Origin of the sequence: Microcystis sp. BLCC-F209 (assembly GCF_041928595.1) — a bacterium.
Taxonomy (GTDB): Bacteria; Cyanobacteriota; Cyanobacteriia; order Cyanobacteriales; family Microcystaceae; genus Microcystis.
In genome coordinates this window covers 38,753-50,058 of sequence record NZ_JBHFLL010000021.1, presented here as the reverse complement: position 1 = coordinate 50,058, position 11,306 = coordinate 38,753, and the positions used below count along the sequence as shown (strand labels likewise).

The window sequence follows — 11,306 nt, the reverse complement described above, 5'->3', positions numbered from 1 at the left end:
GGTTAACAATTTGTAATATTCCTTGTTGACACCCTTACTGACAAAGAAAAAACTGAAATCAAGTCAGGATAAGGGTTGGAGTGCTTACTGCAAAAATTGTTAAGAAAGATCCCTATAAGGGATAGCTTGATAAGGGGGGTGCCGATAGGCGGGGGGATCTACCCTTGATAAGGGGGGTGCCGATAGGCGGGGGGATCTACCTTAGCAATGACAATCCTCAAAGGGAAAATTTAGCGATCATGATTACCTGTCCTCGTTGTCAGCACAAGGTCGATAGTCAAGCCTTACAATGTCCCTACTGTGCTAATATTTTCAAGGCCTATGGTCATCCCGGTATGACCCTACATCAAGCCGTCACGGGTGAGTTTTTATGTGAAACCTGTCTTTATCATGGCGATGATAGCTGTAATTTTCCCCAACGTCCCTACGCTACCAGTTGCACTTTATACAAAAATAGCCAAATAGTAGCCGAAAAAATTCCTCCTCTCCCGCTGCCTAGGATGTTGAAAAATTGGTGTCTCAGAAATAAGGGATTATTGCTATTATTAACCCTGATTTTGGCCAGTATTGCTTTGGCTTTTATAAACTCACGTCGTTAATTTTTTTGCTGGCGATCAAGCCTTGATATAGGTCTAGATCGAACCAGAAAGTTGTGCCAATTCCCACTTCACTAATCAGATTAATTTGACTATAGTGTTTTTCAATAATATTTTTAACTATCGATAATCCTAATCCCGTCCCTTCTAGGGTATGAACGCGATTTTCTACCCGATAGAAGCGATCGAATATGGCACTTTGATCCTCGGCATCGATGCCAATACCAGTATCGGATACTTCTACGCGAATTTTGAGAGTTTCTTGGGGATTATCTCTGCTTATTTTATAGGCACGGATCACCACTTTACCGCCGGCAGGAGTAAATTTTAGGGAGTTACCAACTAGATTAGTTAATACCTGTAAGAGTAGATCATAATGGCCTAAAATTGGTAGTAAATTGGCTTCAATTTCCGAGCTTAATTCTAGTCCTTTATCCCTAGCATTGAGTTGATAGGTTCTTAGGGTTTGTTCGATTAATTGTCCGATATCGAGCGCATCTAAGTTATAGTTACGCGAGGATTCTAACCGAGAAAGATCGAGAACATCATTAACTAAACGAGTTAAGCGATCGGTTTCATGATTCGCGGTTTCTAAAAACTCTCTTTTTTCTGTATCGCTGAGATCCTCACCAAATTCTGTCAGGGTTTCAATAAAAGATTTGATGTTAAATAAAGGTGTTCTTAACTCATGGGAAACATTGCTAATAAATTGACTTTTTGCCTCATTTAATTCTGTTTCTCTGGTGATATCCTGTAGCGTCATGGCAATTCCCCGGACATTCTCCCGATACTGATCGAATACCTGAGTTAACAAAATGCGAATTGTGCAGGGTTTCGGGTAAGTTAAAGATAATCTAAATTCCGCTGGGGCATAGTTATTATTTTCCTGATTAATAACAGCATTTTTCTGATTTTGATTAGCGGTTTCTTCATTCTGGAGTGGTTCTCCCGCCGCAATTTGATAGAGGGGTTTAGTTAGTTTAACTGTTAATTCCGAGGGAAAAAGATGTAAAACATTTTTACCGATAATTTCCCGATCTTCCCAGCCAAATATTTCCCGAGCTGCTGGATTAATTAATAATAATTGAAAGTTAGTATCTAAGAGAATTGCTCCATCAGCAATAGTGGACATTAACGTATCTAGTTTCGCTTTTTCGGCGGTCATTTCTTCGATATTTTGTTCCTCGTATCGCTCCAATTTTTCCGCCATTTCATTAAAACTGAGAATTAATTCCCCTAACTCTCCTCCCAGGGGTAAATCAACGCGCTGCTTAAAATTTCCCGCTGCAATATTTTTTACCCCGACTAATAACTCCTTGATCGGTTTGGTGATAGTCAAAGCATTAAAAACTGCCCCGAGAATCACCATAGCCCAAATCGAGACAAAAACGGCAATAGTAACATCACGGGTTAGATTAGAAGAAGCCACCACAATAGCGTTAGGATTGATCCCGATCGCTAACACTCCCAAATATTTGCCTTCATGATTTAAGGGAACAAAGACATCGGTGACTTCACCGTCGGGGGTTTTATGCTGACGGATGAGGGGAGTTTCCCCATTTTCGCCATAATTTTCTGGTAATTGAATGCGACGCTCGATCGTCAGGGAGTTCTTAACTTCGGCGGTAGAATAGGGAATACCGAAAAATATTTCACCCTCCTCGTTAGCGTAGATTAAATAACGAACACTGGAGGTACTACTATAAAAACGGGCTGAAAAACGGGCTAAATCGGTTAAATTGTCCTCAGCAATGAGGGGGGAGACATTAGCGGCTAATAACAGCCCTAAATCCCGGCCAAAACGGGTATCATTGAGACGCACATCCTGCTGGATCGTGTTAACCGCCCAAAAGGTTAAACCACTCATCAACAAAGAAACGGCTAAAGTAGCCGCAGCCATTAATTTAGTTTGGAGGGTGAATTCGGACCACCAACGGGCGATCGCTTTTCGGAGAATGGGCAGAAAATTAAACACGGTTAGGCAGCATTAATCTGTATTCTTGACGACTCTATCGCTCAAATCGCGGGTTAACACGATCATCTTAACTCATTATTAAGCTGGTAGCCGTTAAACCGGCACTAATCAAAGCCTAAGTCTCCGAGAAAGTTAAGAAATGCCCAAAAGCGCCAATAGTTCTAATTTTAGCCACCCCCGGTACTTCTGTGGTGTAAATACTGAACACACCTAAATTTTGCCGTTGACTAGAGGTTTCGATCGCTGGTTTTAAGATTTGATTTTTGATCACATTTCTGGCTGCCACTGGCAAGGAATCGATCGAGTCACAGAGACTGATTTTCTCGCAAGCAATTTTGTCGGCATGAGCGAGGAGTTTTTCGGCGGCGTATTCGCTGTAAAGTTCTTGGGGGGGATTGGTAAATCCCATAATCCCCGCTATTACCCCCAGGGCGATCGCTCCCTTGAAGAAATTACCCCCCATAGCTACTTAGCTCCTTGATTTTGTCTTCTCACTCTAATTTTGACAAGACATTTTCGATCCGGCTAGGGGGCAGTGTTAATTTCTTAAACCAATACCGGGTGCATAGCACTCTAGTACATTTCCTGTGAGACTGCAGCTAATTAACAGATAATCACAGTGAGAACAGGCGGTGCTAACGAGATGGTGTTCTAAAATATGCTGTCTTTCGGCAAAATTTCCACAATTAGGACAGCGCACTTGTTGCAGGGTGATCATAGCAAACCTCATTAATTAGTTATCTTCTGTATATCAAGCTAGTTTTTCTTGATCCCAATCGGTTTAAGTCTATTTTTTCCTTGATCCCCATTATGAACTCGATCATCTGATCTTGCTAGTAATTTTTACTAAACTTTGCAATTTTTCTGGAAAATTTTAATAATTTCTTTCTGGTGTTTTTTACCTTGATCGGATAGGTATCGGTAATTTTGGGGAAGAGAAAACCAGAAAGTGAACTATTGATCCCTTACTGCTATAATTACGGCTGAGATTATTGATTATCCTATGAAGTACGCTCTGGTTCACGAGTGGTTAACCCCAAAGGCGACGGGGGGATCGGAATTAGTGGTTAGGGAGATTTTACAATGTCTAGAGGCGGATTTATACGCTTTGATCGATTTTGAGTCCACTAATCCCGATAGTTATCTCTATGGTCGCTCGATCGGGACAACTTTTCTGCAAAATTTCCCGAAAGCGAGAAATGGCGTACAAAAATACTTACCTTTTCTTCCCCTAGCGATCGAGCAGTTAAATTTAGAGGATTATGATATGATTTTATCCTCCTCCCATTGTGTGGCTAAAGGGGTGTTAATTCGACCGGATCAGGTGCACATTTGTTATTGTCACACTCCGATGCGTTATGCTTGGGATTTAACTTTTGACTATCTGGCTAATAGTAAGTTAGGACAGGGATTACCCGGTATTTTCACCCGTTATCTTTTGCATGGTTTGCGTCAGTGGGATGTGATTTCTGCTAATCGTGTGGACTATTTTCTGGCTAATTCCCACCACACCGCTAGACGAATTTGGCGCTGTTATCGACGGGAGGCAAAAGTTATTTATCCTCCCGTACAAATTGAGCGTTTTCCCTACCAAGAGAAAAAAGAAGATTTTTATTTAGTAGTCTCTCGTTTGGTTAGTTATAAAAAAGTCCCTTTAATTGTGGAGGCATTTAATCAATTGGGATTACCCCTAGTGGTTATTGGAGATGGTCCCCAGATGGCTTTAATCCGACATTTAGCAAGGGATAACATTCAGATTTTAGGGGCAGTGTCCGATCGAATGGTAGCAGAATATATGTCGAAAGCAAAAGCGTTTATTTATGCTGCTTGTGAGGATTTTGGTATTGCTTTAGTGGAAGCGCAAGCTTGTGGTACTCCCGTGATTGCATTTGCTGCCGGAGGTGCTTTAGAAACCGTGCGAGATCTGCGGGAAAATTCTCCCCAGGGAACAGGATTACTTTTTGGGGAACAAAATCCCCAATCTTTGGTAGAAGCAGTTAAATATTTTGTTGATCACGCTGATAAAATTGCTCCAGAAAATTGTCGGCAACAGGCTAATAGATTTACTCCTGAAATCTTTCAAAGTAACTATAGTTTATTTGTCGAGGAACATTCAATCTCTAAAATTTATTGCTAAATTTAATGATAGCCTTTATCTTAAGGGAGAGCTAGGAGGTTTTCGTTTTAGGGAGTCAGTCATCGGTCGTCGATAACAAATTAGGCTACAATTTATTTTGATGAGAAACGTTGTATTTCCTCAATGGTGGGAGTGCATCACCTGCGCTCAAAATGTAATAATATTATGGATATTTCTCGAAAGTAGATATCTAGCCAACGCTGATAGCTTACCGTGGTGATTGTGATGACAGAAAAGCGAGGATTATAGCCGTGCCTTGGAATCGAGTTAATCAATGGGTAGAAAGACGCTCTTTAGTGGCCTTAGAATCAGCTTATCAGAGAGCGCTGAAAATTAAAGCGATCGAAGATAAACATTTTGGGGGACAAAAAATTTCCCCGGCTGCCGTGGGAGGAAAAAGTGTTTATGATTACTTTCAAAGTACCCTAGAGCGAGAATTATTACAGATACGTCTCGATTTAACTCAAGTGCGTCTGGGTAATTTTATCAATCCGCAAACTAACCCAGAAAATAATAACATCCTAGAGACTTTAAAGGCGATCGAGGATATTATCGGTAAATATCGCCTAGACTTAGGGGAATTGCTGCCCCCATTACCGAATAATCAAACCCCAAATCTGCCTAATACCAATCTCACCGATGATAAACCCAGGGATAAAGATAACCAGATAATTTCTCCTGCAACTGGTAATAAATTTTTTAACTTCCAGCAAGAATTAACCCCCGAATACGAACAAACCGTTATTAAACAACTCCGTACCTTGCGACAACAGCAACGGATTGCTATTCGTTTTATCCTGATTATTATTTTAGTTCCTCTCTTGGTGCAGGTTATTAGTAGGAACTTTATTTTTAGCCCTGTTTTAAACTATTTTGGTGTGGATAGAGCGAAAATATCAGAAGTTTATATTTCTCAAGAAATTGGCGAAAAATATCTCAGGGAATTTGCTAGACTTCAAGAAATTGAAGAAATCAAGCACGTCTTAGGAGTAGCAAAAGTAGGGAATGAATCAGAAGAAACCTTTCGGGAACAGGTGCAAGAATTATTCAGAGAAGCTGGTTATGAAAGTCAAGATGGTTGGAAAAACTTACTATCGGATCTCACGGGATTAATAGCCTTTATTTCGATCTTAATTTTTGGTCGTCAACAATTGGCAATTACGCGAGCTTATGTTAGTCGTTATTTTCTCAGCTTAAATGATATCACCAAAGCCTTTATTTTTATTCTCTTTACCGATATATTTGTCGGGTTTCACTCGGCGGAGGGTTGGACGGTAATCTTAGAAACTTTGTTCCGGCACTTTGGTTGGCGCGAGAATATTACATTCATTAGCTTGTTTGTGGCCACTGTTCCCGTTATCCTAGATACCATCTTTAAACTATTAATATTTAATTATCTGACTCGTAAATCTCCCACCGCCGCAACTATCCTAGAAAAGATGAACCAGTAACGCCCTATGATCCTCAGTATTGCCGATACTTTCATTAAAAGACCCGTTCTGACCACAGTTTGCTCGATTTTAATCGTTTTGATCGGAGCGATCGCTGTTCCCTTTTTACCCCTAGAAAAACTGCCCCAGTTGGCATTTATTCAGGTAGCGGTAAATGCCAACTATTTGGGAACCGATGCCAAAACCGTACAGGATAACGTTACCACGGTACTCGATCGCCAGATTAACGGGACAGAACAGATTGTTTATATGCAGTCCCAGAGTACCAACACCGGACAAAGTACGGTGAATGTCTTTTTCCCGGTGGAAATGGATCGTAACATTGCCCAAGTCTTGGTACAAAACCGTGTCAGTACCGCGGCCGCCAGTTTACCGGAAGAAGTGAACCGGCAGGGGGTGACAACTAATACCCAATCCCCCAGCGTTACCCTTGCCTACGGGATTTCCGCCAAACCGGACGAAAAGGGCAATTATCCCTACGATACGGTCTTTTTAAGTAACTTTGTCGATCGGGTCATCGATGCCGAGATTCGCCGGATCGAGGGTGTTGGTAGTACGACCATCATCGGGGAGAGGGAATACGCCCTGCGTTTTTGGCTTAATCCCGATGCTTTAGCCGCTAGGGGTGTATCGGCGGAACAAGTAGTACAGGCAATCCGAGAACAGAATATTCAGGTGGGTGCGGGGACAATTGGCGGTGATCCCAGTCCCGATGATCAGCAATTCCAGATCGCGATTCGCGCCGTTGGTAGGGTGGCCACCGGGGAGGAAGCAGAAAATATCGTCGTCAAAGTCGGGGAAAATGGCGATTTAATCCGAATTAAAGACGTGGGACGCGCAGAAATCGGAGCGGAAAACTACAGTACCGCCGCCTATTTCGACAAATCCCCCGCCGTCGTCTATATCGTCTATCAGTTGCCCGGTTCCAACGCTTGGAATACTGCCAAACTGGTAAAAGAAAAAATGGCGGAACTAGAACCGAGTTTTCCCCCGGGGTTAAATATCGCCATTACCCTCGATAATACCGCCTTTGTCGCCGCTTCCCTGGAAGAAGCCGTTGGCACTTTGGTGGAGGCGATTTTACTGGTTATTCTCGTCATTTTTATCTTCCTTCAGGATTGGCGCACCACGATCATTCCGGCGATCGCTATTCCCGTATCTTTGATCGGAACCATGGCCGTCGCCCTGGCTTTAGGCTATTCTCTCAATAACCTCTCCTTGTTTGCCGTCATTCTGGCCACCGGTTTAGTGGTGGACGACGGCATCGTGATCGTAGAAGCGGTATCGGAAAAATTACGGCAGGGAATGCGGCCATTGCAAGCTGCCCTCGATGCCATGGGCGAGTTAACCTCGGCGGTGATCGCTAGTTCTCTTGTACTACTAGCGGTTTTTATTCCCGTCACCTTCTTCCCCGGTACGGTGGGGATCGTTTATCGACAATTTGCCGTCATCATCTCCGCTTCAATTATCATCTCCACCTTTAACGCCCTCAGTTTTTCCCCCACCATGTCGGCGATTATCATGAAAGCGCCCCAACGCACCCGCGGACCCTTGGGACTGTTTTTCGAGGGCTTTAATCGGGGTTTCAACGCAGTTAAAGAAGGTTATCGACGCTCGATCGAATTTCTGATCCGAGTTCGCTTTCTGGTTTTACCCTTCTTTATCGCCGCCCTCTTTCTCACAGCTTGGAGTTACAACACCACTCCCCAGGGTTTTATCCCCGAAGAAGACCAAGGTTATGCCTTCGTTTTGGTGCAAGCACCCCCCGGGGTTTCCCTGCGCTACACCGACCAGGTTATCCGTCAGATTAACGAAGAAATTCTCGACGGTATCGAAGAAATCGAACACTTTGTCGGTATGGCGGGCTTTAGTTTTGCCGGAAGTGGTAGCAACCAAGGACTATTTTTTGTCAAGTTAAAAGAATGGTCGGAACGGCCCGGGGAAGATAAGTCAGTTTTCGGGGTTCTGCGGAAAATTAACCAACAATTAGCCACTAAAGTCCCAGATGCTCGCGCTTTCGCCGTTAATGCGCCCCCCGTGGATGGATTAAGTTCTACTGGCGGTTTCGAGTTATTTATCCAAAACCGCGCTTCTTTTCCCATGGACGCTTTGATTGCCAACGCTAATAACGTCATGGCCGAGGCCCGAACAAGACCGGAATTATCGGGAATTTTCACCCAATTTACCACCGACACGCCGATGCTGGAACTTTCCATCAATCGCAACCAGCTACAGGCCCAAAACGTCGATATGCAGGCCGTTTTCGGTACCCTGCAAACCTATCTCGGTTCCAACTTCGTTAACCAATTCGTCTTAGGCGATCGCTTGTATCGAGTCTTTGCCCAAGCAGAAGCGGATTATCGTTCTAATCCCGAAGATATTAACCGTCTTTACGTCCGTTCCCGTACCGGGGCCAATATTCCCCTATCGGGTTTGGTTAGCGTCAAACGCTTCACCTATCCACCGATTATCACTAACTTTAACCTCTATCCCTCGATTAACGTTCAGGGTAGTCCCGCCCCCGGTTTTAGCACGGGACAGGCGATCGCAGTGATGGAAGATGTTTGTCGGAAAGTCCTGCAGCCCGGTTTCGGTTACGCTTGGACGGGTACGGCTTTCCAAGAAAAAACTTCCGCCGGGGCTGCCCCAATTATCTTCGGATTAGCCTTTATCGTGGTTTTCCTCGTCCTTGCAGCCCAGTACGAAAGCTATATCGACCCGATTATCATCATGATTACGGTTCCCCTAGCGATCCTAGGTGCCATGGGGGCCTTACTGTTGCGGGCGAATTTCCTACAAGTGGGTAGTCTCTTCCCGACGGTGAATAATAATATCTATGCTCAGGTGGCTTTGGTCATGTTGATCGGTTTAGCGGCTAAAAATGCGATTTTAATCGTGGAATTCGCTAACCAGTCCCGTACTTTGGGTTTAAGTATTCCCGATGCGGCAGCCCGGGCCTCGACGGAACGCTTAAGACCGATTCTGATGACGGCTATTTCCGGTTTAGTCGGTTTCTTGCCCTTGGTTATCGCTTCCGGTGCCGGGGCGATGAGTCGTTGGTCCCTGGGAACTGCAATCCTAGGCGGTTATCTGATTTCCACGGTGTTGAGTTTATTTCTCGTCCCGGTGTTGTATGTGCTGATCAAACAGTTCGAGGCCCGATTCCTCTCCTCGAAACCCCCGAAAAGTGGCGGTTCTGGCAATAGTAAAACTCCTTCTCTCGGTGGCGAAAGAAATACATCAGAAACCCCCATAGAAGAAGGGGTCATTTCCTCTTTGAAAATCTCTCCTCAGTCCCCGAATGACTAGGGTGTTAGGAGACTTTTTCAGTGATCATTAATCAGTAATCAGTAAACAGTAATCACTGAAAAGAAAAAAGAAAGCCCCGCAATTGCCACTTAATACTGATAACTGATAACTGATAACTGATAACTGATAACTGATAACTGATAACTGATAACTGATAACTGAAAATAATGAGTCTAGAATCTACTGCTAACGAGGCGATCGCTCATAATTTAGAGCAATTCCTGCTAGTTTTGACCATTTCCTTGAGTGTCGCCACTTTATCGAGAACCGTTGCCTTCCTCCGCAAAATTCCCTACACCCTGCTGTTAGTTATTGTCGGTATGGGTTTAGCTTTTTTAGATTTGCGTCTAGTTAATCTTTCCCCGGAATTAATTCTGGAAATTTTTCTGCCTCCCCTCCTTTTTGAAGCCGCTTGGAATATTCCTTGGGCTAAATTAAAGGAATATTGGGTTACTATCGTCCTTTTTGCCGTTATCGGGGTGATTATCTCCGTTTTGGGAGTCGCCTATCCCCTACATATTTTTGCCAATTTACCCCTATCGATCGCTTTTCTGTTGGGTGCTGCCCTAGCTGCCACCGATCCCGTCTCTGTGATTGCCCTATTTAAAGAATTGGGGGCCAGTAAAAAACTGACGATCCTGATGGAAGGGGAAAGTCTCTTTAATGATGGGGTCGCTGTGGTGGCTTTTGTCCTCTTGGTGGGGATTCCCTTGGGAGTCGATACCTTTTCCGTCCCCGTGACGATCGCTCGTTTCTGCACCTTTGTGGGGATTGGCATCGGTGTGGGTTGCGTGATCGGTTTCGGCATTTCCTACCTTACCCAACGCTTCGATCTGCCTTTTGTGGAACAGTCTCTCACCCTAGTTTCTGCCTATGGAACCTATCTCGTCACGGAAAAATTAGGCGGATCCGGTGTGATTGGGGTGGTAATTGTCGGGATTATTCTCGGTAATCTCGGTTCGCGCATTGGTATGAGTCCCCGCACGCGCCTGGTAGTTAGCGAATTTTGGGAATTTATCGCCTTTTTTGTCAATTCCATCATCTTTTTACTGATCGGTGATCAAACTCGTTTTGAGAGTCTCGGCAGTCACTTAACCGGGATTTTAATAGCGATCGCCGCTATGGTGGTTTCCCGTCTGTTCTCAATTTTTGGACTAGGGGGAATTAGTAACCTAATTACGGGTAATAGGATCAGTTTCAAGGAAAGAACGGTGTTATGGTGGGGAGGATTGCGCGGTTCGGTTTCGATCGCCCTAGCGTTAAGTGTTCCTACCTCTATCCCCTACCGTCAAGAAATTATTGACGTGGTTTTTGGGGTGGTTTTATTTACTTTATTGGTGCAAGGATTATCTATACAATGGCTGTTAAATGCCCTCAATCTTATTGGTGATCAACCGATTCGGAGCGAATATTCGGCCTTAATTGCTCGTCAGATTGCTTTAACTAGGGTGTCTAATTATCTGCAACAACCAGAACGTTTTCCCGATATCGATCCCGAATTTTATCGCGACAAAAAAACTCTGGTGGAAGGACAATTAAAGTCCTTGGGCGATCAGTTGCAAAAATTACTACAGGAAAACCCACAATTAAAAGACGTGGTGGCCGAACAATTTCAAGATACTTTACTTGATATCGAAGCTAATACCTACGCAGAACTAATTCGAGCCGGTCGTTTAAATGAAAATCTCGTTCCCCTTTTAGTCGAGGTAGAAAAAGAAAAAGAGATGGTTTAATCATAGATTTCTGGCAAAAATCCAAAATCTTCGGATATCTTATTCTTTGTGTGATGAGTTTAACTCACATAGGCTCGATCGATCTTTGTGTCCTCTGTGTCTCTG

General features: G+C 43.9%; 8 protein-coding genes. 5 read left to right on the top strand and 3 right to left on the bottom strand.

Translation table 11 applies throughout. From position 1 onward, the window contains the following. The first annotated feature begins 239 nt into the window (after positions 1–239). Positions 240–599 (top strand): hypothetical protein, encoded by a 360-nt coding sequence (locus ACE1AQ_RS01090; protein WP_110544600.1) that lies wholly within the window; start codon positions 240–242, stop codon positions 597–599. Here the strand turns inward: ACE1AQ_RS01090 and nblS are convergent. The 3 genes from nblS to ACE1AQ_RS01075 form a co-directional block, all read right to left on the bottom strand. Next, entirely contained in the window at positions 580–2,571 is a 1,992-nt protein-coding gene (nblS, locus tag ACE1AQ_RS01085) for a two-component system sensor histidine kinase NblS (RefSeq protein WP_008204843.1), read from the bottom strand. The two genes, ACE1AQ_RS01090 and nblS, sit on opposite strands and share 20 nt — an antisense overlap. Before the next feature lie 115 nt (positions 2,572–2,686). Continuing rightward, positions 2,687–3,034: a DUF4359 domain-containing protein gene (locus ACE1AQ_RS01080; protein ID WP_002737573.1), complete on the bottom strand. Its 348-nt coding sequence runs from the start codon at positions 3,032–3,034 to the stop codon at positions 2,687–2,689. 75 nt (positions 3,035–3,109) lie between these two features. Beyond that, positions 3,110–3,289: a hypothetical protein gene (locus ACE1AQ_RS01075; protein WP_002800600.1), complete on the bottom strand. Its 180-nt coding sequence runs from the start codon at positions 3,287–3,289 to the stop codon at positions 3,110–3,112. A gap of 285 nt (positions 3,290–3,574) precedes the next feature. Between ACE1AQ_RS01075 and ACE1AQ_RS01070 the strand changes: the two genes are divergently transcribed. The 4 genes from ACE1AQ_RS01070 (at position 3,575) to ACE1AQ_RS01055 (ending at position 11,201) form a co-directional block, all read left to right on the top strand. Next, positions 3,575–4,708 (top strand): glycosyltransferase, encoded by a 1,134-nt coding sequence (locus ACE1AQ_RS01070; RefSeq protein WP_008204849.1) that lies wholly within the window; start codon positions 3,575–3,577, stop codon positions 4,706–4,708. 251 nt (positions 4,709–4,959) lie between these two features. Next, positions 4,960–6,159: a hypothetical protein gene (locus tag ACE1AQ_RS01065; RefSeq protein ID WP_008204851.1), complete on the top strand. Its 1,200-nt coding sequence runs from the start codon at positions 4,960–4,962 to the stop codon at positions 6,157–6,159. Positions 6,160–6,165: 6 nt separating this feature from the next. Continuing rightward, complete coding sequence (locus ACE1AQ_RS01060; RefSeq protein WP_110544598.1) at positions 6,166–9,468, top strand: efflux RND transporter permease subunit; 3,303 nt, start codon at positions 6,166–6,168, stop codon at positions 9,466–9,468. A gap of 167 nt (positions 9,469–9,635) precedes the next feature. After that, complete coding sequence (locus ACE1AQ_RS01055) at positions 9,636–11,201, top strand: sodium:proton antiporter (RefSeq protein WP_008204855.1); 1,566 nt, start codon at positions 9,636–9,638, stop codon at positions 11,199–11,201. Positions 11,202–11,306: the final 105 nt, after the last annotated feature.

Excerpts from the sequence above, each read along its gene's own strand:
- ACE1AQ_RS01060 (WP_110544598.1), top strand. The coding sequence starts at position 6,166 with ATGATCCTCAGTATTGCCGATACTTTCATTAAAAGACCCGTTCTGACC.
- ACE1AQ_RS01090 (WP_110544600.1), top strand. The coding sequence starts at position 240 with ATGATTACCTGTCCTCGTTGTCAGCACAAGGTCGATAGTCAAGCCTTA.
- ACE1AQ_RS01055 (WP_008204855.1), top strand. The coding sequence starts at position 9,636 with ATGAGTCTAGAATCTACTGCTAACGAGGCGATCGCTCATAATTTAGAG.
- ACE1AQ_RS01080 (WP_002737573.1), bottom strand. The coding sequence starts at position 3,034 with ATGGGGGGTAATTTCTTCAAGGGAGCGATCGCCCTGGGGGTAATAGCG.
- ACE1AQ_RS01075 (WP_002800600.1), bottom strand. The coding sequence starts at position 3,289 with ATGATCACCCTGCAACAAGTGCGCTGTCCTAATTGTGGAAATTTTGCC.
- ACE1AQ_RS01070 (WP_008204849.1), top strand. The coding sequence starts at position 3,575 with ATGAAGTACGCTCTGGTTCACGAGTGGTTAACCCCAAAGGCGACGGGG.